The organism is Saccharomonospora glauca K62 (genome assembly GCF_000243395.2).
GTDB classification, from domain to species: domain Bacteria; phylum Actinomycetota; class Actinomycetes; order Mycobacteriales; family Pseudonocardiaceae; genus Saccharomonospora; species Saccharomonospora glauca.
The window spans coordinates 3,430,831-3,454,429 of the sequence record NZ_CM001484.1; the positions used below are offsets into that span (position 1 = coordinate 3,430,831).

General features: G+C 70.6%; 29 protein-coding genes. 7 read left to right on the forward strand and 22 right to left on the reverse strand.

All coding sequences use genetic code 11. From position 1 onward, the window contains the following. Window positions 1–74: 74 nt before the first annotated feature. The 13 genes from rdgB to clpS all read right to left on the reverse strand — a co-directional run bounded on the left by rdgB (window position 75) and on the right by clpS (window position 8,376). Window positions 75–686 (reverse strand): RdgB/HAM1 family non-canonical purine NTP pyrophosphatase, encoded by a 612-nt coding sequence (rdgB, locus tag SACGLDRAFT_RS15985; RefSeq protein ID WP_005465886.1) that lies wholly within the window; start codon window positions 684–686, stop codon window positions 75–77. Then, window positions 683–1,459 (reverse strand): ribonuclease PH, encoded by a 777-nt coding sequence (gene rph, locus SACGLDRAFT_RS15990; RefSeq protein WP_005465887.1) that lies wholly within the window; start codon window positions 1,457–1,459, stop codon window positions 683–685. The genes rdgB and rph overlap by 4 nt, the downstream gene beginning before the upstream one ends. Window positions 1,460–1,526: 67 nt before the next feature. After that, on the reverse strand, window positions 1,527–2,297 hold the full coding sequence (locus tag SACGLDRAFT_RS15995; RefSeq protein ID WP_040920071.1) for an MBL fold metallo-hydrolase: 771 nt from the start codon (window positions 2,295–2,297) through the stop codon (window positions 1,527–1,529). 39 nt (window positions 2,298–2,336) lie between these two features. Then, window positions 2,337–3,134: a glutamate racemase gene (gene murI / locus SACGLDRAFT_RS16000; RefSeq protein WP_005465891.1), complete on the reverse strand. Its 798-nt coding sequence runs from the start codon at window positions 3,132–3,134 to the stop codon at window positions 2,337–2,339. Next, entirely contained in the window at window positions 3,131–3,736 is a 606-nt protein-coding gene (locus SACGLDRAFT_RS16005; protein ID WP_005465892.1) for a rhomboid family intramembrane serine protease, read from the reverse strand. Before SACGLDRAFT_RS16005 ends, murI begins: the two co-directional genes overlap by 4 nt. A gap of 110 nt (window positions 3,737–3,846) precedes the next feature. After that, window positions 3,847–4,797, reverse strand: a complete 951-nt coding sequence (locus SACGLDRAFT_RS16010; RefSeq protein WP_005465893.1) for a PLP-dependent cysteine synthase family protein — start codon at window positions 4,795–4,797, stop codon at window positions 3,847–3,849. 10 nt (window positions 4,798–4,807) lie between these two features. Next, complete coding sequence (locus SACGLDRAFT_RS16015) at window positions 4,808–5,086, reverse strand: MoaD/ThiS family protein (protein WP_005465894.1); 279 nt, start codon at window positions 5,084–5,086, stop codon at window positions 4,808–4,810. 69 nt (window positions 5,087–5,155) lie between these two features. After that, on the reverse strand, window positions 5,156–5,623 hold the full coding sequence (locus SACGLDRAFT_RS16020; RefSeq protein ID WP_005465895.1) for a Mov34/MPN/PAD-1 family protein: 468 nt from the start codon (window positions 5,621–5,623) through the stop codon (window positions 5,156–5,158). 23 nt (window positions 5,624–5,646) lie between these two features. Next, complete coding sequence (locus SACGLDRAFT_RS16025; protein WP_005465898.1) at window positions 5,647–6,210, reverse strand: DUF2017 family protein; 564 nt, start codon at window positions 6,208–6,210, stop codon at window positions 5,647–5,649. Between the two features lie 36 nt (window positions 6,211–6,246). Next, window positions 6,247–6,513 carry an ATP-dependent Clp protease adaptor ClpS gene (locus SACGLDRAFT_RS16030; RefSeq protein ID WP_005465899.1) on the reverse strand — a complete coding sequence of 89 codons (267 nt, stop codon included), beginning with the start codon at window positions 6,511–6,513 and terminating at the stop codon, window positions 6,247–6,249. Then, on the reverse strand, window positions 6,506–7,528 hold the full coding sequence (locus tag SACGLDRAFT_RS16035) for a P1 family peptidase (protein WP_005465900.1): 1,023 nt from the start codon (window positions 7,526–7,528) through the stop codon (window positions 6,506–6,508). The genes SACGLDRAFT_RS16030 and SACGLDRAFT_RS16035 overlap by 8 nt, the downstream gene beginning before the upstream one ends. A 9-nt stretch (window positions 7,529–7,537) precedes the next feature. Beyond that, window positions 7,538–8,095: a DUF2017 domain-containing protein gene (locus SACGLDRAFT_RS16040; protein ID WP_005465901.1), complete on the reverse strand. Its 558-nt coding sequence runs from the start codon at window positions 8,093–8,095 to the stop codon at window positions 7,538–7,540. After that, window positions 8,092–8,376 carry an ATP-dependent Clp protease adapter ClpS gene (clpS, locus tag SACGLDRAFT_RS16045; protein ID WP_005465902.1) on the reverse strand — a complete coding sequence of 95 codons (285 nt, stop codon included), beginning with the start codon at window positions 8,374–8,376 and terminating at the stop codon, window positions 8,092–8,094. The genes SACGLDRAFT_RS16040 and clpS overlap by 4 nt, the downstream gene beginning before the upstream one ends. Window positions 8,377–8,509: 133 nt before the next feature. Here clpS and SACGLDRAFT_RS16050 point away from each other — a divergent pair, with 133 nt between their 5' ends. The 5 genes from SACGLDRAFT_RS16050 to SACGLDRAFT_RS16070 all read left to right on the forward strand — a co-directional run bounded on the left by SACGLDRAFT_RS16050 (window position 8,510) and on the right by SACGLDRAFT_RS16070 (window position 14,050). Then, on the forward strand, window positions 8,510–9,805 hold the full coding sequence (locus SACGLDRAFT_RS16050) for a nicotinate phosphoribosyltransferase (RefSeq protein ID WP_005465903.1): 1,296 nt from the start codon (window positions 8,510–8,512) through the stop codon (window positions 9,803–9,805). A gap of 34 nt (window positions 9,806–9,839) precedes the next feature. Further along, window positions 9,840–10,418 carry an isochorismatase family protein gene (locus tag SACGLDRAFT_RS16055; RefSeq protein WP_005465905.1) on the forward strand — a complete coding sequence of 193 codons (579 nt, stop codon included), beginning with the start codon at window positions 9,840–9,842 and terminating at the stop codon, window positions 10,416–10,418. Beyond that, window positions 10,415–11,350 carry a sugar kinase gene (locus tag SACGLDRAFT_RS16060; RefSeq protein ID WP_005465906.1) on the forward strand — a complete coding sequence of 312 codons (936 nt, stop codon included), beginning with the start codon at window positions 10,415–10,417 and terminating at the stop codon, window positions 11,348–11,350. Before SACGLDRAFT_RS16055 ends, SACGLDRAFT_RS16060 begins: the two co-directional genes overlap by 4 nt. Window positions 11,351–11,600: 250 nt before the next feature. After that, a complete protein-coding gene (locus SACGLDRAFT_RS16065) occupies window positions 11,601–13,655 on the forward strand; it encodes an ATP-dependent DNA helicase (protein WP_005465907.1) in 2,055 nt (684 codons plus the stop codon). Between the two features lie 23 nt (window positions 13,656–13,678). After that, entirely contained in the window at window positions 13,679–14,050 is a 372-nt protein-coding gene (locus tag SACGLDRAFT_RS16070) for a hypothetical protein (RefSeq protein ID WP_005465908.1), read from the forward strand. Here SACGLDRAFT_RS16070 and SACGLDRAFT_RS16075 read toward each other — a convergent pair. The 4 genes from SACGLDRAFT_RS16075 to SACGLDRAFT_RS16090 form a co-directional block, all read right to left on the reverse strand. After that, on the reverse strand, window positions 14,047–14,823 hold the full coding sequence (locus SACGLDRAFT_RS16075; protein WP_005465909.1) for a peptidyl-tRNA hydrolase: 777 nt from the start codon (window positions 14,821–14,823) through the stop codon (window positions 14,047–14,049). The genes SACGLDRAFT_RS16070 and SACGLDRAFT_RS16075 overlap by 4 nt on opposite strands. Continuing rightward, complete coding sequence (gene serB, locus SACGLDRAFT_RS16080; protein WP_005465910.1) at window positions 14,820–16,049, reverse strand: phosphoserine phosphatase SerB; 1,230 nt, start codon at window positions 16,047–16,049, stop codon at window positions 14,820–14,822. The genes SACGLDRAFT_RS16075 and serB overlap by 4 nt, the downstream gene beginning before the upstream one ends. 40 nt (window positions 16,050–16,089) lie before the next feature. Next, entirely contained in the window at window positions 16,090–17,874 is a 1,785-nt protein-coding gene (gene ctaD / locus SACGLDRAFT_RS16085) for an aa3-type cytochrome oxidase subunit I (protein WP_005465911.1), read from the reverse strand. 255 nt (window positions 17,875–18,129) lie between these two features. Then, window positions 18,130–18,885 (reverse strand): alpha/beta fold hydrolase, encoded by a 756-nt coding sequence (locus SACGLDRAFT_RS16090; RefSeq protein WP_040920072.1) that lies wholly within the window; start codon window positions 18,883–18,885, stop codon window positions 18,130–18,132. 38 nt (window positions 18,886–18,923) lie between these two features. Here SACGLDRAFT_RS16090 and SACGLDRAFT_RS16095 point away from each other — a divergent pair, with 38 nt between their 5' ends. Next, entirely contained in the window at window positions 18,924–19,445 is a 522-nt protein-coding gene (locus SACGLDRAFT_RS16095) for a GNAT family N-acetyltransferase (RefSeq protein WP_005465913.1), read from the forward strand. A gap of 1 nt (window position 19,446) precedes the next feature. Here SACGLDRAFT_RS16095 and SACGLDRAFT_RS16100 read toward each other — a convergent pair whose 3' ends face one another. Both SACGLDRAFT_RS16100 and SACGLDRAFT_RS16105 read right to left on the reverse strand, forming a co-directional pair. Further along, entirely contained in the window at window positions 19,447–19,737 is a 291-nt protein-coding gene (locus tag SACGLDRAFT_RS16100; protein ID WP_005465914.1) for a hypothetical protein, read from the reverse strand. A gap of 55 nt (window positions 19,738–19,792) precedes the next feature. Continuing rightward, entirely contained in the window at window positions 19,793–20,929 is a 1,137-nt protein-coding gene (locus tag SACGLDRAFT_RS16105) for an alkaline phosphatase family protein (RefSeq protein WP_005465915.1), read from the reverse strand. Window positions 20,930–20,975: 46 nt separating this feature from the next. On the opposite strand from SACGLDRAFT_RS16105, the gene SACGLDRAFT_RS16110 reads away from it, so the two are divergent. After that, entirely contained in the window at window positions 20,976–21,185 is a 210-nt protein-coding gene (locus SACGLDRAFT_RS16110; RefSeq protein WP_005465916.1) for an FmdB family zinc ribbon protein, read from the forward strand. A 99-nt stretch (window positions 21,186–21,284) separates the two neighbouring features. Here the strand turns inward: SACGLDRAFT_RS16110 and dhaM are convergent, their stop codons facing one another. Genes dhaM through dhaK form a run of 3 tightly spaced genes read right to left on the reverse strand, consistent with a single transcriptional unit; the run spans window position 21,285 to window position 23,589 of the window. Further along, entirely contained in the window at window positions 21,285–21,971 is a 687-nt protein-coding gene (gene dhaM / locus SACGLDRAFT_RS16115; protein WP_005465917.1) for a dihydroxyacetone kinase phosphoryl donor subunit DhaM, read from the reverse strand. After that, the gene (gene dhaL, locus SACGLDRAFT_RS16120; protein WP_005465918.1) at window positions 21,968–22,591 is read right to left on the reverse strand and encodes a dihydroxyacetone kinase subunit DhaL; all 624 of its coding nucleotides are present in this window, start codon (window positions 22,589–22,591) and stop codon (window positions 21,968–21,970) included. The genes dhaM and dhaL overlap by 4 nt, the downstream gene beginning before the upstream one ends. After that, window positions 22,591–23,589: a dihydroxyacetone kinase subunit DhaK gene (dhaK, locus tag SACGLDRAFT_RS16125; protein WP_005465919.1), complete on the reverse strand. Its 999-nt coding sequence runs from the start codon at window positions 23,587–23,589 to the stop codon at window positions 22,591–22,593. The genes dhaL and dhaK overlap by 1 nt, the downstream gene beginning before the upstream one ends. Between the last annotated feature and the right edge of the window lie 10 nt (window positions 23,590–23,599).

The following is a 23,599-nucleotide window of genomic DNA, read 5'->3' on the forward strand; positions in this document are numbered from 1 at the left end:
CGAACGACCGAGGGTCCCGACCACGACCCCACGAGAGAACGTGGCCGGGACCCTCGGTTCTTCGTGAAGATCCGCTACTTCTGACCCAGCTCCCGCAGGTACGGCACCAGGGCGCGCAGGGCCTGACCCCGGTGGGAGGCGGCGTCCTTCTCCCCCGGCGCCAGCTCCGCCGAGGTTCGCGTCTCACCGTCCGGCACGAAGATCGGGTCGTAGCCGAAGCCGTTGCTGCCCCGTGGTTCCCGCACGAGCGTGCCGCGCCACTCCCGGCGCAGCACCACCGGCTCCGCGCCCGGCACCACGAGGGCCACCGTGCACACGAACGCCGCTCCCCTGCGCTCGTCGGGCACGTCGGCGAGTTGCCCCAGCAGCAGCTTCAGGTTGGCCTCGTCGTCCCCGTGCGAGCCCGCCCAACGCGCCGACAACACGCCGGGCATCCCGTTCAACGCGTCCACGGTCAGCCCCGAGTCGTCGGCCACCACGGCGAGACCGGTGGCTTCGACGGCATCCCGCGCCTTGGCCAGCGCGTTCTCCTCGAACGTGGCCCCCGTCTCGGGAGCCTCGTCGAACGGCTCGACGTCGGCCATCCCGACGATCTCGATGTCGGTCACGCCCGCGTCGGCGAGGATGCGGCGCAGTTCGCCGAGCTTCTTCGCGTTGCGCGTCGCCAGCAGCACCCGCCTGGTCACTTGGAGCCCTTCTTCTTCGCGGGAGGCGGTTCGGGCAGTTCACCGGGATACGGGGCCGCGAGCGCCTCGGCCTGGATACGCGACAGTTCCGCGCACCCCGCCAACGCGAGGTCGAGCATCTTGTCCAGTGTGGACCTCGTGAACGTGGCGCCCTCGCCGGTGCCCTGCACCTCGATCAGGGTGCCCGTGTCGGTGGCGACAACGTTCATGTCCACCTCGGCGCGGGAGTCCTCCTCGTACGGCAGGTCGAGCCGCACCCGACCGTCCACGACTCCCACGCTGACCGCCGACACGGCCGCCGACAGCGGCTGCGGGTCGACCAGTCGTCCGGCCGCGCCGAGCCACGTGATGGCGTCGGCCAGGGCCACGTACCCGCCCGTGATCGCGGCCGTGCGCGTGCCGCCGTCGGCCTGGATCACGTCGCAGTCGATGACGATGGTGTTCTCCCCCAGCGCGGCGAGGTCGATGCACGACCGCAGGGAACGACCGATCAACCTGCTGATCTCGTGGGTCCGGCCCCCGATGCGTCCCTTGACCGACTCGCGGTCCCCACGCGTGTGCGTGGCCGACGGCAACATCGCGTACTCGGCGGTCACCCACCCGAGGCCCGAACCGGCCCGCCATCGGGGCACTCCCTCGGTGACACTCGCGGCGCACAGCACCCTCGTGTTGCCGAATTCGACGAGCACCGAGCCCGCCGGCCACTGCTGATAACCGCGGGTGATCCGAACCTCGCGGAGCTGGTCGTCGTTCCTGCCGTCTTGTCGCACCACGTCTGGCAGCCTAGTGAAGTCGCCCCGACATCGGACGGGAAGGGCGGAACCGGCCGGAAAGATCCGATCAGATCTCGTAGACCGCTCCCTGCCGCACGCGTTCCGTGGGGCCGGAGAACGCCGCCTCGGCCTCGGCCAGGATCGCCTCGCCGTCCGACCACGGCGGCACGTGCGTCAACAGCAACTTGCCGACCTTCGCCCGCTCGGCGAGTTCACCCGCCTGCGTGCCCGACAGGTGCAGATCGGCGGGACGGTCGGGGCCGTGGGTCCAGCTCGCCTCGCACAGCAGGGCGTCGGCACCGTCGGCGAGTTCGTCGAGCGCGGCACACGGCCCGGTGTCACCGGTGTAGGCGAGCGTGGTGCCGCCCCGGGTGAGGCGAATGCCGAACGCCTCGGTGGGATGCACCACGGGCACCGGCGTCACCGTGAACGGACCGATGGTCCTCACCTCGCGGCTCAGCGGGTGGAATTCGAACACGTCCGACAGGTCCGTGTCGCGGCGCTCGGCCTCGTGCGGCGCGTAGGCGTTGGCGAGCCGCGTCGGAGCCTCGTGCGGCGCGTAGACGGGCAGCCTGTTGCGCCTCGGGTCGTAGGGCGGGTTCGGGTGGTAGCGGCGAAACACCGTGAGGGCGCTGAAGTCCGCGCAATGGTCGGGGTGCAGGTGCGACAGCACGAGCGCGTCCAGCTCGAAGGGGTCGCACACCGTCTGGAGGCGCGCCAGGGTGCCGTTGCCGAGGTCCACCCCCAGCCGAAACCCCTCGGCCTCCACGAGATAACCGGAGGCAGCCGCGTCGGGACCGGGAAAACTGCCGCAACAGCCGAGGATCGTCAGTCGCACGATCAACACCATGCCACGGCGACGGGCTTCGCGCCCTCCTCACGTGGCGGCGAGCACTGTGCCGAAACCCAGAAAACGGCGCGCCAGTTTGGCGAACTGCTCGGGCGATCCGGTGGCGATGAACTCGTGTTCCGGCGGCTCGGAGCGCTCGGCCAGCAGGTCGAGCTCGGTGAGCTGCTTCACCACGTCCTTGGCCGTCTCCTCGGCGCTCGACACGAGCGTGACGTCGGGGCCCATCACGGCCTGGAGCACGCCCGTGAGAAGCGGGTAGTGCGTGCAGCCGAGGATCAGGGTGTCGACGTCGGCGCGCGCGAGCGGTTCGAGGTACCCCTGCGCGAGCCCCAGCACCTGCCTGCCGGAGGTGATCCCGCGTTCGACGAACTCGACGAACCGAGGACACGCCACACTGGTGAGCGTGACGTCCGTGGCGGCCAACGCGTCGTCGTAGGCGCGCGACCGCACCGTGCCTTCGGTGCCGATGAGCCCGACGCGGCCGTTGCGGGTCGTCGCCACCGCGCGACGGGCGGCGGGCAGCACCACCTCGAAGACCGGGATGTCGTAGCGTTCCCTCGCGTCCCGCAGGCAGGCGGCCGACGCGGTGTTGCACGCGATCACGAGGGCCTTCACCCCGTCGGCGACGAGTCCGTCGAGCGCCGCCAACGCCAGTTCGCGCACGCGGGCGATGGGCAGCGGACCGTACGGGGCGTTGCGGGTGTCCCCCACGTAGCGGAGACGTTCGGCGGGCAGTTGATCGGCCACGGCACGCGCGACCGTCAACCCACCGACTCCGGAGTCGAAGATGCCGATCGGGGCGGAGGCGGAGCGGGTCGTGGTCACCCGCCGAGACTACCCGGCAGTTCCGGACGCGGCGTCGGCCTCTTCCTCCGATCGGCCCTCGCCACCAACCAGGCCGCTAGCACGCCGCCCACCGCGCCGAACAGGTGTCCTTGCCAGGAGACTCCGGGCGTTCCGGGGAACACGCCCCACAACATCCCGCCCCACAGTGCGAGCAACACCACGGCCACCGCGAGCTGCGCGAGGCTGCGGGAGAACACGCCCCGCACGAGCAGGAAGGCGAGCCAGCCGAACGCCAGCCCGGAGGCGCCGATCGTCACGGTGTGATCGGCCGAGGTCAGCCACACGCCGAGCCCACCGACGATCCAGATCACAGCCGTCACCAGCAGCCACTGCCCCGGGCCGCCCGCCATCGCGAGGAAGGCGAACACGGCGACCGGCCACGTGTTGGCGAACAGGTGCGACCACCCGTCGTGCAGCAGCGGCGCCCACAGCACGCCGTCAAGCCCGTCCAGCGACCGCGCCACGATGCCGTACTGGTCGAGCTCCAGGGGCAGGACGACGTCGACGAGCTCCACCAGGTAGAGCAGGACGACGAACGACACCGACACGACGGCCGCGGTGAGCGGCCGGGGCGGGATCACCCGCTTGGCCGCATCGCGCCGTGGGGTCACTGGAGAAGCGCCGGGAATGTCCACGCCCGCAGGCTAACCCGATGTCGGGCGGGCGTACCTCAGGTGAAAACCCTGAAAACTCACGCCCAGAGCTGGCCGTCGAGCCGCTCGGCGGCCTCGTCGAGCGAACCGCTGTATGCACCGGTGGACAGGTACTTCCACCCCGCGTCGGCCACCACGAAGGCGATGTCCGCGCGGCCACCCTTCCGGAGCACCTTGTTGGCCACCCCCAAGGCGGCGTGCAGCACGGCGCCGGTGGAGATGCCCGCGAAGATGCCTTCCTGCTCCAGCAGCTCGCGAGTGCGGCGCAGCGCGTCATACGCGCCCACGGAGTACCGGCCGCTGAGGACCTCGGGGTCGTACAGTTCCGGCACGAACCCCTCGTCGAGGTTGCGCAGGCCGTACACGAGCTCGCCGTAGCGGGGCTCGGCGGCGATGACCTGCACGTCGGGCTTGTGCTCCCGCAGGTAACGGCCGACTCCCACCAACGTTCCCGTGGTGCCCAACCCACCGACGAAGTGCGTCAGCGTGGGCAGGTCCTTCAACAGCTCGGGCCCGGTGCCGTGGTAGTGGGCGTCGGCGTTGGCCGGGTTGCCGTACTGGTACAGCATGACCCAGTCGGGGTTCGCCTTCGCCAGCTCCTTCGCCCGGCGCACCGCCTCGTTCGAGCCGCCCGCCGCCGGCGAGTACACGATCCGCGCGCCGTACGCCTGAAGGATCTGCCTGCGTTCCTCGGAGGTGTTCTCCGGCATCACGCAGACCATGCCGTAGCCCTTGAGCTTGGCGGCCATCGCCAGCGAGATGCCGGTGTTGCCGGACGTCGGTTCCAGGATCGTGTCCCCCGGCTTGAGGATGCCGTCCCGCTCGGCGGCCTCGATCATCCTCAACGCGGGACGATCCTTGATCGAGCCGGTGGGGTTGCGGTCCTCCAACTTCGCCCACAGGCGAACCTCGGGCGACGGGGACAACCTCGGCAGCCCCACCAGCGGGGTGCCACCGAGGGTGTCGAGCAGGGACTCGTACCTGGCCATGACCGTCGACCTACCGTGCGCCGCCGGCGACGGCGGGAAGGATCGTCATGGTGTCACCGTCGGACACCTCGGCGTCGAGGCCACCGGCGAACCGGACGTCCTCGTCGTTGACGTAGACGTTGACGAAGCGGTGCAGCTTGTCGTCCTTGACCAGGCGCTCCTTGATGCCGCCGTACTTGGCGTCGAGATCGTCGATCACCTCGGCCACGGTCTTGCCGGACGCCTCGACGGACTTCGCGCCGTCGGTGTGCGTGCGCAGGATCGTGGGGATCGAGACGGTCACGGACATGGGTTACCTCCACTCGGGGTTGACGACAGAACTGACGCTCCGGGGAGCGGGGCTATTCCCGCGAGTGACCTAGCGCGCGTCGGCCGCGTCGCGACCACCGGTGTCGGCGGTCGGATAGGCGTCGACGATTTCCACTTCCTCCTCGGTGACCTCACCGTCGACGATGCGGTACGACCGGAACTCGTAGGTGTCCGGCTCCCGAGTCGACACCAGCACGTAGTGCGCGAAGGGTTCCTGCGCCAGCTTGATGTCCGTGCGCGAGGGATACGCCTCGGTCGCGGTGTGCGAGTGGTAGATCACCACGGGTTTCTCGTCTCGGGCGTCCATCTCCCGGTACAGCTTGAGCAGGTCGCCCGAGTCGAACTCGTAGAAGGTCGGCGAGCGCGCCGCGTTCACCATAGGAATGAACCGCTCGGGGCGGTCCGTGCCGTCGTCCGGGCCGGCGATCACCCCGCACGCCTCGTCCGGGTGATCCCGGCGGGCATGCTCGACGATCGCGTCCACGAGGTCACGGCGAATCTGGAGCACGAGGCCCATTCTACGGTTCCGCAACCGGGTGTTCACAGCGTGGGAAACTCCAGCTCAGTGGGCTCTTCGAGCGCCTCATCCGAGCCCGGTGCCGCCAGGGCCGCCTCGGCCAGCGCGGTCTGGCACGTCACCAGCCAGGTCAGTTCCCTCCCGCCCTTGCGGAGGGTGACCGTGGGCCAGTCCACGAGCACGTTCCAACGGGGACGCGAGACGAACAGCGACTGCGCGTGTGCCAGCGCACAGAAGACATCCGGCACGGCGACCTCGGGCACCGCCACCACGGCCGGGTCGTGTCCGGCGTCGTGGGCGTGCACGAAGAGCACGGCGGTGCGACGCACCGCGTCGAGCACCCGGCGTCGCATGTCCTCCCCGTGCCGGGCCCGAAAGGCGTCGCTCGCGTCGCGGTCGAAGTAGGCGTCGGGGAACAGTCGGCGATCGGGCAGCGGGCGCGGGCGTCGACCGAAACGCCTGCGCTGTCCGGTGAGGGAGCACTCCAGGTCGTCGAACACCCTCAGCAAACCTTCCACCACCGTCCGCGACACGGCCAGGCGCACCCCCTGGCCGGCACGCCACGCCCGGACGAACTCCCCCGTCACTCGTCTCCTCGTCTGCTCACCCGGTCCGGTCACACCTCACGAGACCACCAGGCGGGGCTCGGTGCCCTCACTCACGGTGGCCCGCACGCCGAGCAGTTGGATCTCGGCCACCACCCGCTCGGCCTCCTCCCGAGTGGGGTAGGACGCCACGCGCGCGATGCCGTGCCGCTGCGCCTCGTCGGCCAGCGCCACCCCGGTCTGCTTGTCGAGCCCACAGACATGCCGCAGCACGAACGCCACCCCCGGAAAGCGATTCACGTCGTCGTCGTGCAGGTCGACGTGCCAACGAGCGCGCTCAGGCACCGACGAAGACCTCCGGCCACACGTCGGCGTAGGCGGGCAGCCCCGGAACGCCCTTCGCGGACAACAGGCCGTGCACCATCGCGCGGGCGAACACCCGCGCCGCCGCGGTACACAGGCGGTCGAGCGCCGCCGCGCTTCCCGCGTCCCCGAGCGGCCCTTCCACCCGCGGCAGCTCCTTCTCCCCCGTGGCCAACGCGAACACGGTGTCACCGTCGAACATCGTGTGTGCCGGACGGACCGCCCGAGCGATACCGTCCTGCGCCGCGACGGCCAATCGCCGGCACTGCGCCTTCGACAACGCCGCGTCGACGGCCACCACGCCGATCGTGGTGTTCAACCGGGCCCCCGCCGCGGCGGGGAGGTCGCCCGCGCGCCCCGGCCAGCGGGAGACGCCGAACTCCTCCTCCCGCCCACGCTCGGCGGCGTACGGCACCCCGGTTTCGAGGTCCACCGCCTCGCCGGCGGCGTTCACAACTGCCAGCGCACCCACCACGAAGCCGTCGACGTCCTCACTGGCCGTGCCGACCCCGCCCTTCAGGGAACCGACCCGCGCTCCGGCCCCGGCCCCCACCGAGCCCTGCGCGACGGGGCCTTCGGTCGCCGCCTCGCAGGCGGCCCAACCGAATGTCGCATCGGGACGGTTGCCCCACTCACTGCGGGGCAGATCGAAGATCACGGCCGCCGGGACTATGGGTACGACCTGGTTCGGCTCCGGACCGACCGGGAAGCCCCGGTGGCGTTCGGCCAACCAGTTCATCACCCCGTCGGCCGCGGCGAGTCCGAACGCGCTACCGCCCGACAGGCACACGGCGTCCACCGTCCGCACGAGATTCTCCGGCGCGAGCAGATCCGTCTCTCGCGTGCCCGGCGCACCGCCGCGTTGGTCGACCGCGCCGACGGTGCCCTCCGGCGGCAACACGACCGTGGTGCCGCACAACCAGCCCTCGTCGGTGCGCTCGTGATGGCCGACCCGGATCCCGCGCACGTCCGTGATCGCGTCGTGGTGCCCCCTCACCGCATCACCTCAGTCGGTGAGAACCTGCACGAGTGTGTCCTGCACCCATGTCAACCAGTGGTAGACGCCGAGGTGCGGAGCCCGTGGATCGTCCTCTGGCAACTGGTCGGGCATGTCCTCGGTGACGTCGAGCGCCGTGCCCAGCGCGAGCCTGACGTCGTTGAGCGCCGACAGCCAGGCCTCCGCCTGTTCGAACGTCAGGCGTACCTCACCACCACCGGGCGGCAGCGTCTGCAACACCACCCCGGCCACGCCGAGCTTCGCGTCCAACAACGCGGGCTCGTGCAACGACCGCAACGCCGCCGCCGAATCCAGCGCCTCCTTGGACGGGTTGTCGGGATCGAGCCTGTGGAAGTCGGGCAACAGTCGCCCCAGGACGGGGTCCTCGGGGCCCTCCGACGGGCCGATGCGGATACCGGTCAGCTCGGCGAGCTCGTCCCGCGGCGCCTCGTCCGCGCGCGTTCTGAGCATGTCCTCGATCTGGCTGACCAGTCCGCGGACCACGGCCGCTTCCTGCTGCTCGAAACCACCGACCACCTTGCCGCCCTTGCGGCGCCATTCCCTCACGACTGTTCCATCGTTGCCCACAGGCCCGCCGCGTGGAGTTTCGCGACGTCGCCTTCCACCTTCTCCTTCGTTCCCGACGACACGACGGCCCTGCCCTTGTGGTGGACGTCGAGCATGAGTTTCGTGGCGTGGTCCTTGCTGTACCCGAAGATCCTCTGGAATACGTAGGTCACGTAGGACATGAGGTTGACCGGGTCGTTCCACACGATCGTCTGCCACGGTCGGTCCTCGGCGCCGAGATCCGCACCGAGTGTCTCTTCGGCCTCGACGGGCGTGGTCATACCTCCATGGTGTCACGGGGCGCAATACCGGCGTGCCCGAGGTAGGCCACGCGGGTGAGAGCGTGCTCGTTCCCGGCGTGCCGGGCGGCCCACCCCGGCCACGAGGTTCCTCGGTGGCGAATAATCTTGCGGCATGTCCTCCCCGGCGAGCGGGAGCAGCACCGCGCTGTTCACCGACCACTACGAGCTGACCATGCTGGCGAGCGCGCTCCGCGACGGGACCGGCGAACGGAACTGCGTGTTCGAGGTGTTCGCCCGCAGGCTGCCCGCCGGACGTCGCTACGGCGTCGTCGCCGGCACCCAGCGAGTTCTCGACGCGATCGCCGACTTCCGGTTCACCGACGCCGAACTCGCCCAACTGCGGCGGACCGGCGTGGTCGACTCGACCACGCTCGACTGGCTCGCGAACTACCGGTTCACCGGTGACATCGACGGCTACCCCGAGGGGGAGCTGTACTTCCCCGGCTCGCCGATCCTCACCGTGCGCGGCACCTTCGCCGAGAGCGTGCTGCTCGAAACCGTGGTGCTGTCGATCCTCAACCACGACAGCGCGGTCGCCTCCGCCGCGGCACGCATGTCCGCCGCCGCCAACGGCCGTCCCATCATCGAGATGGGTGGCCGTCGCACGCACGAACACGCCGCCGTCGCCGCCGCCCGCGCCGCCTACCTCGCGGGCTTCGCCACCACCTCGAACCTCGAAGCGGGCCGCCGCTACGGCATCCCCACCCGTGGCACCGTCGCCCACGCGTTCATGCTGCTGCACGACACCGAGGAGGCCGCCTTCCGGGCCCAGATCGAGAAGATGGGCACCGACACGACCCTGCTGGTGGACACCTACGACATCACCAAGGGAATCGAGACTGCCGTTCGGGTGGCGGGTCCCGAACTCGGCGCGATCCGCATCGACTCCGGCGACGTCGGCGTGCTCGCGCGCCAGGCCCGTGAACAACTCGACGCGCTGGGGGCCAAGGACACCCGCATCGTCGTCTCCGGGGACCTCGACGAACACGCCATCGCCGCGCTCCGCGCCGAGCCCGTGGACGCCTACGGCGTGGGCACGTCCGTCGTCACCGGCTCCGGCGCCCCCACCGCGGGCATGGTGTACAAACTGGTCGAGGTAGACGGTCGGCCCGTGGCGAAACGCAGTGAGCACAAGGCATCCCGCGGCGGCCGCAAGGCCGCGCTGCGGCGGCACAAGCCCACGGGCACCGCGCTGGAGGAGGTCGTCTACCCCACCGCCAACCCGCCCGAGCTCGGCGAGCACGACAAGGAACTGCACATCCCCCTGCTCCGGGGTGGACAACCCGTGGACGACCTGCCCACCCTTGAAGACGCCAGGGATCGCCTGCGCCGGGCCCTGGTGTCCCTGCCGTGGGAAGGGTTGAAGTTGTCCAGCGGCGACCCCGCCATTCCCACGACCTTCCTGTAGTCGGCACGTGGCCGCGTCGATCCCGGAGGTGAACATGGCTACCGCATTGATCGTGGTGGACGTGCAGAACGACTTCTGCGAGGGAGGTTCGCTCGCGGTCGCCGGAGGAGCCGCCGTGGCCGAGGCCATCTCGGCGTATCTGCGCGGTGACGGCTCCGCGTACGACCACGTCGTCGCCACCCGCGACTACCACATCGACCCCGGCGACCACTTCAGCGACAACCCCGACTTCGTTCGGTCGTGGCCCCGGCACTGCGTGGCGGACACGGCGGGCGCGAGCTTCCACCCTCGGCTCGACATCGCGCCGATCACGGCGGTGTTCTCGAAGGGCCATTACAGCCACGGCTACTCGGGTTTCGAGGGCCGGACCGACACCGACGACGCCCTCGTCGACTGGCTCCGGAGCCGTGAGGTGCGGGCCGTCGACGTGGTCGGCATCGCCACCGACCACTGTGTTCGCGCCACCGCGCTCGACGCCGCCCGGCACGGCTTCGACGTCAGTGTTCTGGCCGAACTCACGGCGGGTGTCTCCAAGTCCACCGTGGACGCGGCACTCACGGAACTACGGGAGGCCGGTGTGACCGTCGTCGGGCAACCGAAGGTCGCTTCGTGACGGGTACGGGGCTGCTGGCATTCGGCGAGGCCCTCGCAATGTTCAGCACGCGGTCGGGAAAACTCCGGCACGCCACGTCGGTGGAGGTGGGTATCGCCGGGTCCGAGGCGATGGTCGCCATCGGCGTGGCCCGGTTGGGTGTCTCCTCCTCGTGGGCGGGTCGGCTCGGGGCCGACGAACCCGGTGCGCTCGTCCTGGCCCGGCTACGCGAGGAGGGGGTGGACACCTCCGCCGTGCGCACCGACCGCCGGGCGCCCACCGGGTTGATGATCAAGGACTTCCGCAACACGGACGCCATGCGCGCCGCGTTCTACCGCAACGGCAGCGCCGGGACCCGGCTGTGTCCCGAGGACGTCCCGGAGGACCACATCCGCGAGGCGGGCGTACTGCACCTCAGCGGCCTCACCCCCGGGCTGTCGGACTCGGCCGCCAAGGCGGTGTTCGCCGCGGCCGAGACCGCCCGTGAGGAAGGGGTCCCCGTCTCCCTCGACGTCGACTACGCCCACGCGCTCTGGTACCCCGAGGACGCGGCCGACGTCCTGTACGACCTCGTGGGGCTGTGCGACATCGTGTTCATCGGGGACGACGCGGCACGGCTGCTCGGCCTGGACGGCGACCCGCAGGAGCTGGCGGCCGCGTTGGCCGAGCTCGGACCCGATCAGGTGATCGTCGAGCTCGGACCTCGCGGGGCGGTGGCGGAACTGCACGGGTCCCGTTACGACGTGCCGAACTACCCCGTGCGGTCGGTGGACACCGAGGGGGCCGACGACGCCTTCGTCGCGGGCTACCTGGCGGAGTTCCTGACGGGCGCCTCGCCGGACAGGCGGCTGCGGACGGCCGCCGCGTGCCGGGCGTTCTCCCTCACCGTCCCCGGTGAGACGACAAGCCTCCCCGACCGCGAAGAACTGAAAGTGCTCACCCGCCCCCGCTGACCGGCGTGTCCGCAGGCTGTGCACCCGTGTCCGCACCTCCTGCACGCGTGTCCGCAGGCTGTGCACCCGTGTCCGCACCTCCTGCACTCGTGTTCGCACCCTGTGGCGCGGACACGGGTACGCAAACTGCAAACACCCGTCCCTAACCTGCGGACACGGGTACGAGAAGTGCGGACACGCGTACCTAGCCTGCGGACACGGGGTTGGGTGGGCGAGGAGGGCGGCGGTCCCGGCGGTAACGTTTCGGGGCGTGACCGGTGCCCGTTCGGACCTCCCCAGCGTCCGCGAACTCCTCAGCCACGCCGTCGAGGCGGTGGGCGGTACCGAACGCGAGGGCCAGGTTCGCATGGCCGAGGCCGTGGACCGCGCCATCCGCACCGGCGAGCACCTCGCCGTGCAGGCGGGGACCGGCACCGGCAAGTCGCTCGCCTACCTCGTGCCCGCCATCCGCCACGCCGTCGCCTCCGACACCACCGTCGTGGTGTCCACGGCCACGATCGCTCTGCAACGCCAGTTGGTCGACCGGGACCTGCCGCGCCTGGCGAAGGCGCTGAAGAAACCCCTCGGCGAGGAACCCACGTTCGCGATCCTCAAGGGTCGGCGCAATTACCTGTGCCTGCACCGCGTCCACGGCGGCGTGGAGGAGGAGCCCGAGGACGCCGCACTGTTCGACCAGTTCGCCGTCTCCCGCCTCGGGCGGGAGGTGAAGCGGCTTCACGAGTGGTCGTCGGACACCGAGACCGGCGACCGCGACGAACTGGTGCCCGGCGTGTCCGACCGGGCGTGGCGGCAGGTGTCGGTGACGGCGAAGGAATGCCTCGGCGCGGGCCGCTGCCCGGTGGGCGACGACTGCTTCGCCGAACTGGCACGGGCCGAGGCGGCGAGAGCGCACGTCGTGGTCACCAACCACGCGCTCCTGGCCATCGACGCCCTCCAGGAACACCAGATCCTGCCCGACCACGACGTCACGATCATCGACGAGGCCCACGAGCTGGTCGACCGCGTCACGTCGGCGGCCACCGCGGACCTGTCCCCCTCCGCGGTGACGACGGCGACCCGGCGCTGCGGCAGGCTCATCGACGCCGCCATCGCGGACCGGCTGCTGGAGGCGGGTGAGGGCCTGGCGCTGATGCTGGAGGACGTGCCACCGGGCCGGCTGGACACGCTCCCCGAAGCGCTGGGCGGCGCGCTCGCCGCCGTACGTGACGCTGCGCATGCCTGCCTCACCGCACTGGGCTCCGACCGCCGCGAGGACCCGGACGAAGCCGCCAAACGCAAACTCGCCCGCTCCGCCCTGGACGAGGTCCACGACACGGCCGTCCGACTGCTCGACGTGTTCGACGACGACCTCGCCGACCGCAAGGACGTGGTGTGGTGCACGGGAGACAGGGCCTCGGCGAACCCGCGCCCACCCGCACTGCACGTCGCACCGCTGGGGGTCGGCGGGCTCCTGCGAGAACGGGTGTTCGGCACGAGCACCACGGTGCTCACGTCCGCGACGCTGGCCCTCGGCGGCTCCTTCGACACCCTCGCCCGCCAGTGGGGCCTGCCCCCGGCTCCGCGCCCCGCGAAGAAGGCGGAAGGCACGGCCACCGAGAAACCCCCGCCGTCGGACGCCGACGACGGTCCCCGGTGGAGCGGGCTCGACGTCGGCTCGCCCTTCGACTACCGCCGCAACGGCATCCTCTACGTCGCCAAGCACCTGCCCCCACCGGGACGCGACGGCCTCGGCAAGGCGACGCTCGACGAGATCGCCGAGCTGATCGACGCGGCGGGCGGCCGCACGCTCGGGCTGTTCTCCTCCATGCGCGCCGCGAGGCAGGCCGCCGACGAACTCGGCGACCGCCTCGACCACCCCATCCTGTGCCAGGGCGACGATTCCACGTCACTGCTGGTCAACAAGTTCGCCGAGGACGCGCGCACGTGCCTGTTCGGCACGCTGTCGCTGTGGCAGGGCGTGGACGTGCCGGGCCCGTCGCTGTCGCTCGTCATCGTGGCCCGGCTGCCGTTTCCCCGCCCCGACGACCCGGTGGCGTCCGCCCGGCAGCGCGCGGTGGAGGCTCGCGGCGGCAACGGCTTCCTCACCGTGGCCGCCACGCACGCGGCCCTGCTGCTCGCCCAGGGCGTCGGCAGACTGCACCGCTCGGTGAACGACCGTGGCGTGGTCGCGGTGCTGGACCCTCGGCTGGCCACCGCCCGTTACGGCGGCTTCCTCCGCGCGTCCCTGCCCCCGCTGTGGCCCACCCACCGGCCCGACGTCGTCCGCGACGCCCTGCGTCGGCTCGACGCCTCCTCCCCCGACTGAGTACGCCACGACGGAGGACTACGGTGGACGCCAACCCGACACCGAGGGAGATGTCGTTGTCGTCCGATTCGTCCAGCGCCCGTTCCCGCTCCGTCAGCGTCGACGACACCGGTGTCCGTCGCTTGCTGGCCGACGGCACGGAGGAGTCGATCTCGTGGGAAGACCTGGCCGCCGTCGTCGTGAGGGTGATCCCCGAGGGGCCGTGGAAGGAGGACGTCTTCCTCATGCTGGCGGCCTCCGACGGCACGGGCACGGCGATCCCCAGCGGTGACCCGGCCGCCGACGCGCTGATCGAACGGCTGCAGACGCTTCCCGGCTTCGACCACGACACGTTCATCGAGGCGATGACCACTGACGCCGACAAGGCGTACGTCGTGTGGAAAAAGGCGAGCTAGGCGCGCCTGGCCACCACCGTCACCGTGCCCGGTTCGACCTCGGTGAACCCGGCGTCGCGCACGGCCACCAGCCCGTGCTCCTCCCACGCCTCGTGCGGCCTCGCGAGCGCGGCGGTCGCGTGCGCCCACTCCTCCCGGTCGGCCACACGCACTGCGCAGCGGTAGTGCCGAGTTCCCCAGGCGGCCAGCTCGATCGGGTCGAGCAGGGCCGCGAGCAGCATGGTCGCGTGCCCCACCTGCGCGGCGGCCTTGCCCGCCGACATCGTCACCTCGGGGTTGAGCAACAACACGGGGCGATCGTCGGGAGCGGGGCCGGGATCGTCGGCGGGGAGGTCGCTGCCGGAGATCTGCAGGCGCGACACCTCGCGCGGAAGATCACCGACCCGGCACGGCACCAACGCACGGGCCTCGGCGCCCTCCACCTCCACCGTCACCCCCGGCAGCTTCTGCACCGCCTCCCAGTGCGCGCCCCTGGCCCGGCGCGCCACCTTGCGGATGTGTCCGGACGTCCACGTGTGCAGCGGTTCGTACCAGGGGCCTCCGGGGCGGGCGTCCTCGTGGAGGCACACGGCGAGGGCCGCCGCGGCCGCGGCTTCCAGCAGAGGCGTCCGCAACGGCGGCGTCGACTTCTCCATCCGGAGCACCACGGGCATCGCCCACACCTGGTCCGGCGGGGCGTCGCGGTCGGCGGTGCGTTCGGCGGGCAACCCGAGCCACCAAGCGTAGCGGGCGGCCACGGGCCCCAGGACGGGCTCCTGTGCTGCTGCGGTCATGGCCGGACGAGAGGAAGGCCGTCGGCGACGTCGGCCGCCTCCACCTCGGCGCGGGTCACGCCGAGCATGAACAGCACCGCGTCGAGGTACGGGTAGGACAGGGCGGCGTCGGCCACCTCGCGTAGCGCGGGCTTGGCGTTGAACGCGATGCCCATACCCGCAGCGGTGAGCATGTCGATGTCGTTCGCGCCGTCGCCCACCGCGACACACTGGCCGAGCGAGATGCCGTACTCGGCGGCGTACCGCTTCAGCGTCTCCGCCTTCGCGGCCCGGTCGACGACGTCACCGACGACCCGGCCGGTGAGCTTGCCGTCGACGATCTCCAGCTCGTTGGCCACGGCGAAGTCGAGTCCCAGCTCGGTGACAAGGCCGTCGATGATGCGCCGGAATCCTCCGGAGACCACGCCGCAGCGGAAACCGAGTCGCTTGAGGGTCCGCACGGTGGTCCGGGCGCCGGGAGTGAGTTCGATCTTCGCGGCCACCTCGTCGAGCACCGTCTCGGGAAGCCCCTCCAACAGCGCCACCCGCCGCCTCAGCGACTCGGTGAAGTTCAGCTCCCCCCGCATGGCCGCCTCGGTGATCTCGCGAACCTCGGGTTCGACACCGGCGTGCGCGGCGAGCATCTCGATCACCTCGCCCTGGATGAGGGTCGAGTCGACGTCGAAGACCACCATTCGCTTGGCCCGGCGCGACAGGCCCGCGCGTTCGATGGAGACGTCCAGCCCGCCGCGAGCTCCCACGTCCGCCAGCACAGTGCGGAGTTCGCTGTCGGCCTCGGGAGTGTCGTCGGCGGCCGAGACGTAGAGCTCCAAGCCGGTGACGGGGTAGTCGGCGATGCTGCGGATGGTGTCGATGTTGACGTTCATCCGCGCGAGCGTGCGGGCGACCTGGGTGAAGGCCCTGGCCGTGACGGGCCTGCCGAGCAACACCAGCACGTGGGTGGAACCCCGGCGGGCCGGTGCGAACGGATCGGCCCCGATGGCCGACCCGATTCGCACGTCCACGTTCATGGACACGGTCGCCATGGCCTGCTCGACCATCTCCTGCAGACCCTCGGGGTCCGACTCGACGGCCACGAGCACGCCGAGCACGAGCTGCCCCCGGATGACGACCTGCTCGACGTCGAGGACCTCGACTCCCTGGCGGGTCAACGCCGCGAACAGAACCGAGGAGACGCCCGGCTTGTCCGGCCCGGTCGCTGTGATCAGGACTGGAGTAGGACTCACTGCGTCTCCCTCGGTTCCCGAGCCGTGGCCCGGCCCGGCGTCACTGTTCGCTTGCGTTGTCCTTGTCGCGATCACCCGGCATCGCGCCGGCGGTGACGAGCTCGGACGGAGCGTCCTTGGCGTCCTTGTGCGGCAACGGCTTACCGGTGAAGCTCACGTGGCCCTCGGTGCGCAGCCGCTCGACCATGTGCGGGTAGTGCAGCTCGAACGCGGGCCGCTCGGAACGAATCCGGGGCAGCTCGGTGAAGTTGTGCCGCGGGGGCGGGCAGCTGGTGGCCCACTCAAGCGAGTTGCCGTAGCCCCACGGGTCGTCCACCGTGACGATCTCGCCGTAGCGATAGCTCTTGAACACGTTCCAGATGAACGGCAGCGTCGAGGCGCCCAGGACGTAGGCACCGATCGTGGAGATCGTGTTCAGCGTGGTGAACCCGTCGCTGGCGAGGTAGTCGACGTACCGACGCGGCATGCCTTCGTTACCCAGCCAGTGCTGCACCAGGAACGTGGTGTGGAAGCCGATGAACGTGAGCCAGAAGTGCAGCTTGGCCAGCGACTCGTCCATCATCCGGCCGGTCATCTTCGGGAACCAGAAGTAGATACCGGCGAACGTGGCGAACACGATCGTGCCGTAGAGCACGTAGTGGAAGTGCGCGACCACGAAGTAGCTGTCGGAGACGTGGAAGTCGATCGACGGCGCGGCCAGCAGAACACCGGTCAGACCACCGAAGAGGAAGGTGACCATGAAGCCGACGGTGAACAGCATCGGCGACTCGAAGGTCATCTGACCCTTCCACATCGTGCCGATCCAGTTGAAGAACTTCACACCGGTCGGAACGGCGATGAGGAAGGTCATGAAGGCGAAGAACGGCAGCAGGACCGCACCGGTCGCGTACATGTGGTGCGCCCACACCGCCACGGACAGCGCGGCGATGGACAGCGTGGCCCAGACCAGACCCTTGTAACCGAAGATCGGCTTACGGGCGAACACCGGGATAATCTCCGACGCGATACCGAAGAACGGCAGCGCCACGATGTAGACCTCGGGGTGCCCGAAGAACCAGAACATGTGCTGCCACAGGATCACGCCGCCGTTGGCCGGGTCGAAGACGTGGCCACCCAGCTTGCGGTCGGCGAGCAGGCCCACGAGCGCGGCGGTGAGGATCGGGAACGCGAGCAGCACCAGGAGGCTGGTGATCAGGATGTTCCACGTGAAGATGGGCATCCGCCACATCGTCATGCCCGGCGCCCGCAGGCAGACCACGGTCGTGATCATGTTGACCGCACCGAGGATGGTGCCCAGACCACTGACGATCAGACCGGCGATCCACAGGTCCGCACCCATGCCGGGCGAGTAGATGGCGTTCGACAGCGGGGTGTAGGCGAACCAGCCGAAGTCGGCGGCACCGCCCGGCGTGATGAAGCCCGCCATGGCGGTGAGACCACCGAAGAGGTACAGCCAGTACGAGAAGGCGTTCAGCCGCGGGAACGCGACGTCGGGCGAACCGATCTGCAGCGGCAGGATGTAGTTCGCGAACCCGAACACGATCGGCGTCGCGTAGAACAGCAGCATCACCGTGCCGTGCATGGTGAACAGCTGGTTGTACTGCTCCTGCGACAGGAACTGCTGCCCCGGGACCGCGAGCTCGGTGCGGATCAGCATCGCCATCGCGCCGCCGACCATGAAGAACGCGAACGCGGTCACCATGTACATGATGCCGAGCTGCTTGTGGTCCGTGGTGCGGAAGAACCGCAACAATGACGATCCCTTCACCGACTCTCGCGTCGGATACGGACGCGTTGCGATCGGCTGGGGCGCTACGGCCGTCACTGAAGCCTCCTGCACTCGAAACCCCGCGAACCTTGCTCGCCACGGGCGGGGACCCACGTTGGCTACGAGGGATCGTAGCCCTCCACCTCTCCGGGTTCGCGCACCGGGAGCACAGATCACTTTCCCGACCGTCCCGGCTCTGACGAGCGGCAACGCCGAGCTCTTCCCAATCATCGCTAAACCGCAGGTGAAGCCGCGTGTTACGACTCACACGACGGGTTCGGGCGGAGATGTTGGCTACGTCACCACCACTTTTCAGCCGAGTACGCGCGCAACGGCGTCGACCACGGCCTCGGAGGCCTCCAACGGGCTCAGGTGGCCGGCCTCCGGGATCAACACGAGTTCGGCGTTCGGCACCGCGGCCGCGAGTTCGCGCGCGGTCTCCGGCGGGGTCGTGACGTCCTCCTCCCCCGTGATCACGACGGTGGGCACGGCCACGGAACGGAGCAGCTCGGTCGCGTCACCACGCGCCGCCATCGCGCGCTGCGCCCACGCCACACCGGAAGGCGGTTGTTGCTCGATGAGTTCGCGTACCCGCTCGACCAGCCCGGGACGGCGCGCTCGCGTGGTCTCGCCCAGCAACTTCGGCACCATCTGGTCGGCGAGCCAGCCCGCGGTGCCCTCGGTCTCGGCCCGCCGCGCCACCTCCAGACGGTTCGCCCTGGCCTCCTCGGCGTCCGCGCCGGCCTTGGTGTCGATCAGGACGAGCCCGGCGATCCGTTCGGGGGCGAGCCTCAGCATCGCGAACGTGACGTATCCACCCATCGAACAGCCGCCGAGCACGACCTTGTCGAGACCGAGCCGGTCGAGCAGCGCCAGGACGTCACGGGCCGCGTGGTCGAGGTTCGGCTCCACACCCGCGTCCTCGCCGTCGGGCATCGGGGAACGACCGAGTCCGCGCTGATCAGGAGTGATCAACCGCGTACGTTCGGCAAGCGGGGCACGCACGGAGTCCCACATGCGCGCGTCCAGCGGGTAGGCGTGCAACAACACCAGTGGCGGAGACGACATGTCCACCATTGTCGACGGAAGCCACTAGATTCGCGGACATGACACGGCTGGGGTCCTTGCGCACGCCACGGCTGCTGCTGCGCCCGTTCACCGACGACGACCTGCCGGTCGTGATCGGACTCCAGTCGGCGCGGGAGACGCATCCGCACGAGAGCACGCCTCCGACGCCGGAGGAGGCGCGAGCCCAGTTCGACTCCTGGCGACGGCACTGGGCCGACCACGGTTTCGGGTACGTGGCGGTGGAACTCGCCGAGGCTCGCACCGTGATCGGGGTCGGCGGGCTCCAGAGCACCGAACTCGACGGGGAATCAGTGCTCAACCTGTACTACCGGTTCCGCCCCGAGGTCTGGGGTCACGGCTACGCGCCGGAGATGGCGACGGCGTTGCTCGACTGGGCGGCGCGGGAACTGCCCGAGAAGCCGGTGGTGATCGTCACGAACGTCCGCAACACCGCGGCGCGCCGGGTGGCGGAAAAACTCGCGTTCTCGGAGTACCGGAGGGACCTCTACCGGGGCGCTCCCGCGGTGTACTACCGCAAGGACCCTCGCGAGGCCGGCTGACTCACCAGCGACGGCGGGTCGGCCCCCGCCGGGTGCGTGCCCGCCAGCAGCCCTGATGCCAGTGCCGCCGGTCGGCGACGGAGCCGTACTCCCCGGCGGGCCAGGCCACAACATGCGCGACCCCGACCCGGATCTCGTGGTCGCAGCCGGGACAACGGTAGGTCTTGGTGGCCTGTGCCCCCGGCACCGAGCGCACCACCCAGTCGCCGTCGGGCCCCGACTCCGGCCGTGCCCAGCCGGCGGACGAGCCCACCCTGGGCTCGACACGGCGTGCGCGATTACGACGGGGCATGACTCAACGGTAACCGCCGCGCCCCGACGGTTCTCACCCCGTGGGCGACGACCCGTCAGTCGGCCTCCGCCAGCACGAACGGCACGAGCTGTTCGGCCGACGACAGCGACCCGTGCTGTCCCACGAGCGCCGACTCGCGGGGTTCGTGGGTCCTCCGCACCACCCCCGCCCCACCGCGGGCGGCCACCACGACGTCACCGATACGGGGCGCCACATGGGGAGCCACCACCGGCCCGAACCACCCCGCTTCCACGGCGTCGTCCCGGTGCAGCACCCACGCCCGGTCCCCGAGCACCTCCCGCCACGTCGCCAGCACGTCGTCGACCGCTCCCCGCTCGGCGTAGACGTGTCGGGCCCTGACCTCACCCGCCACCGCCCGGACCCCGTCCGTCAGCGCGGGTTCGGCGTCCACGTCCACGACGTCCTCGTCGAGGACGACCATGCCGTGGTCGGCCACGACGGCCAGGGCCGTGCCCGCAGGAAGGTTCTCGACCAGCGACTCGACCAGCCGGTCCACCTGCCGTAGCTGCATCCGCCACGGCAACGAGCCGGGGCCGTGGAGATGCCCCATGAAATCCAGGTCGCCGTGGTAGGCGTAGCAGAAACTGCCCGGAGCGCTCAGTGCCTCGGACACGGCCGCCACGAGGTCGCCGAGCGCGTGCACCCCGACGTACGCCCCTCCCGAGAGCACGGCTCGGGTCAACGGGGTGTCGGTGAACCGGACGGAGGACACCACGGTGGCGTTCACACCCGCGGCGGCGGCACGGGCGAAGACCGTGGGCAGCCGCTGCACCTGGGCCGGGGACACGTGGTCGTGCAGGTCCTCCCCGTCGGGGTGCCTGCGCCAGCGCAACGCGTTCAACACCCCCACGCCCGGCAGCTCGAACGAATAGCCCACCAGGCCGTGTTCGCCCGAGGTGACGCCCGTGCCGATCGCGGCGAGTCCGGCAGCGGTGGTGGCCGGGTACCCCACCCGCAGTGGCCGGCGCGCCAGTTCGGTTAGTACCGGAGCGTCGGCGGCGTGAGCGGACAACAGCTCCCAACCGAGGCCGTCGACCAGCAGCACTCCCACGCGCGTACGGGAATCGAAGCCGAGCGTGTCGACGAAACCGGGGACCCCCAGCGCGGCGAGCGCCGACGGGGTCACCTCGGCCAGGAGGGGGGTTTCGGCGTCGAGTACGGGCAGGTCCATTCCGTCAGCCTCCCACGATGCTCCGGAAAGGGCGATAATCGAAGCCATGCCGACTTACGCCTATCGCTGCCGCGTGTGCGAGGAGTCGTTCGAGCTCAACCGCCCCATGAGCGAGTCCGGCGCACCCGCGCCCTGTCCCGAAGGACACGACGACACGGTGAAGCTGTTGACCACGGTGGCGCTGACGGGTTCGGCACAGGCGCCCGCCCCGTCGGGTGGCGGCTGCTGTGGTGGCGCCTGCGGCTGCGGAGGCTGACAACCTTCACCGGCGCTCGCGCCGACAGTGCTCCGGCCCACACACGGCGAGACCTCGGCGACCCGGCCGCCCACACGGCACGTTCCGGAGACTGGGGCGTCAGTCCTCGTCGAAACGACGACGTACCAGCGCCTCGATGCGGTCGACCGCCTCCTGCGCCTGGGGCCCGGTGGCCTCCACGCTGACCCGGTCTCCCTTGCGCGCTCCCAGCGACATGATCGCCAGCACGCTGTGACCGTCGGCCTCACCGTCGCCGAACCGGACCCGGACGTCGGCCTCCACTCCGGCGACGGCCCTGACCAACAGCGCGGCGGGCCGGGCGTGCAGCCCCGCCTCGTTGTCCAACGTGAACTCCGTCCGCACCGCGCCGGTCTCGGCGGCGGGAGCGGCCGGAGTGGTTTCGGCCTCACCGGTGCCCCCGGCCTCGCTCGCGGCCCGCGCGACGCCCGCGCGGTCGGCGCCGCCCTGAGCGGCCACGGCCGCCGCCACCGCGCCTTCCACCAGCGGGGCGTCCACGACCACCGCCTTACCCGGATCGTCGAGCGCCTCCACGACCATCTCGGCCGTCATCTGCGCGCTGCCCAGGTCGTACAGCACCACGGCTCCGGCGCCCGTGTCGGCCCGCTCGACGGCGGCCGACACCGCGTCGTAGTCGGTGCCGATCCCGCCGTCCGCCGCGCCGCCCGCGGGCACCACCGTGACGTCGGGAGCCATCTGACCGGCCACCTCGGCGATGCCCTCGGCGAGCTTGGCGCTGTGCGACACCACCACGAGCCCGACCCTCATTGCGCCACCTCCGCGAACGCCCGCAACAGCAGGGCCGTGGACCGCGCTCCCGGATCGAGGTGCCCGATGCTGCGTTCCCCGAGGTAGGAGGCCCGGCCCTTCCTGGCCACGAGCGGCTTCGTGGAGTTCGCGCCCTCCTCGGCCGCATCCGCGGCGGCGGACAGCACCGCCGCCACCCCGTCGCCCTCGGCGCGCTCGGCGGCCTCGACGGCGGGCTTCAGCGCGTCCACCATCGTGGCGTCGCCGACCTCGGCCTTGCCCCGCACCACCACGCCGTCGAGCCCGGCCCGCAGCGCCGCCACGACCGCCGCCGCGTCCAGCTCGCTCGCCTGGCCCACGGCCGTGGCCGCGCGCAGGAACGCCGTTCCGTACAGGGGGCCGGCCGCGCCGCCCACCTTCGAGATGAGCGTGGTGGCCGCCAGTTTGAGCACGGCACCGGGGGTCTCCGGGACCGCTCCTTCGAGGCCGGCCGTCAACGCGGTGAACCCGCGGTGCAGGTTCTCGCCGTGGTCCGCGTCCCCGATCGGCCGGTCGAGATCGGTGAGCTCCGACCGGTGTTCGGCGACGGTCTCGGCGGCGGCCCGCAGGGCGGCCGCGACGTCGTTCGCGGTACAGGCCATCACATCCCCCAACGCAGTGCGGGTGTCTTCACCGGAGCGTCCCACAGCTCGGTCAACCGCTCGTCCAGCCGCAGGACCGTCAGGCTGATGCCCTGCATTTCCAGGCTCGTGATGTACGGGCCGACGAGTCGGCGTACCACGTTGACCCCTCGGTCGGCGAGCAGTCGCTCTGCGATGCCGTGCGCGAGGTACACCTCTAACAGTGGCGATCCACCCATCGAGTTGGTGAACAGCAGCACGTCGTCACCACGCTGCAACGACAGGTCGTCCGCCACCGCCGCCACCATGCGCTCCACGAGCGCGGAGGCGGGCTCCACCGGAATGCGTTCCCGGCCCGGTTCCCCGTGGATGCCGATACCGAACTCCACCTCGTTCTCACCGAGCTCGAAGCTGGGCTCCCCGACGTGGGGCACGGTCGGCGCCGTCAGCGCCACGCCGATCGAACGCACCTGCTCGACCACGTTGCGAGCCACCGACTCCACGGTGTCCAGGTCGTCGCCCCGTTCGGCCGCCGCCCCGGCGATCTTCTCCAACAGCACCGTGCCACCCACGCCCCGACGGCCCGCGGTGAACGTGGAGTCCGCCACGGCCACGTCGTCGTCGATCACCACGGTGCGCACGTCGAGCCCCTCGGCCGACGCGAGTTCGGCCGCGGTCTCGAAGTTCAGCACGTCCCCGGTGTAGTTCTTCACCACGAGCAGCGCGCCCGCGTCGCCCGTGGTGGCCGAGATCGCCGCTTGCACCGCGTCCGGGGTCGGTGAGGTGAACACCGCACCCGGAACCGCGGCGTGCAGCATCCCCGGCCCCACGAACCCCACGTGCAACGGCTCGTGACCGGAGCCACCACCGGAGATGACCGATGCCCCGCGCGCGGGCGAGTCGGCGCGCACGACGATGTTCGGTTCGTACTCCACTCGCACGAGGTCGGCATGCGCGGCGGCGAGACCCGCCAGCGAGTCCGCGACCACTGTCGCCGGATCGTCGATGATCTTCTTCACTGCTACCTCC

Excerpts from the sequence above, each read along its gene's own strand:
- SACGLDRAFT_RS16095 (WP_005465913.1), top strand. The coding sequence starts at position 18,924 with ATGACACGGCTGGGGTCCTTGCGCACGCCACGGCTGCTGCTGCGCCCG.
- dhaM (WP_005465917.1), bottom strand. The coding sequence starts at position 21,971 with ATGAGGGTCGGGCTCGTGGTGGTGTCGCACAGCGCCAAGCTCGCCGAG.
- SACGLDRAFT_RS16020 (WP_005465895.1), bottom strand. The coding sequence starts at position 5,623 with ATGGGCCTCGTGCTCCAGATTCGCCGTGACCTCGTGGACGCGATCGTC.
- SACGLDRAFT_RS16090 (WP_040920072.1), bottom strand. The coding sequence starts at position 18,885 with ATGTCGTCTCCGCCACTGGTGTTGTTGCACGCCTACCCGCTGGACGCG.
- SACGLDRAFT_RS16075 (WP_005465909.1), bottom strand. The coding sequence starts at position 14,823 with ATGACCGCAGCAGCACAGGAGCCCGTCCTGGGGCCCGTGGCCGCCCGC.
- SACGLDRAFT_RS16015 (WP_005465894.1), bottom strand. The coding sequence starts at position 5,086 with ATGTCCGTGACCGTCTCGATCCCCACGATCCTGCGCACGCACACCGAC.
- SACGLDRAFT_RS16110 (WP_005465916.1), top strand. The coding sequence starts at position 20,976 with ATGCCGACTTACGCCTATCGCTGCCGCGTGTGCGAGGAGTCGTTCGAG.
- SACGLDRAFT_RS16055 (WP_005465905.1), top strand. The coding sequence starts at position 9,840 with ATGGCTACCGCATTGATCGTGGTGGACGTGCAGAACGACTTCTGCGAG.
- SACGLDRAFT_RS16050 (WP_005465903.1), top strand. The coding sequence starts at position 8,510 with ATGTCCTCCCCGGCGAGCGGGAGCAGCACCGCGCTGTTCACCGACCAC.
- SACGLDRAFT_RS16105 (WP_005465915.1), bottom strand. The coding sequence starts at position 20,929 with ATGGACCTGCCCGTACTCGACGCCGAAACCCCCCTCCTGGCCGAGGTG.
- SACGLDRAFT_RS16100 (WP_005465914.1), bottom strand. The coding sequence starts at position 19,737 with ATGCCCCGTCGTAATCGCGCACGCCGTGTCGAGCCCAGGGTGGGCTCG.
- clpS (WP_005465902.1), bottom strand. The coding sequence starts at position 8,376 with ATGACCACGCCCGTCGAGGCCGAAGAGACACTCGGTGCGGATCTCGGC.
- dhaL (WP_005465918.1), bottom strand. The coding sequence starts at position 22,591 with ATGGCCTGTACCGCGAACGACGTCGCGGCCGCCCTGCGGGCCGCCGCC.
- SACGLDRAFT_RS16010 (WP_005465893.1), bottom strand. The coding sequence starts at position 4,797 with ATGGCCAGGTACGAGTCCCTGCTCGACACCCTCGGTGGCACCCCGCTG.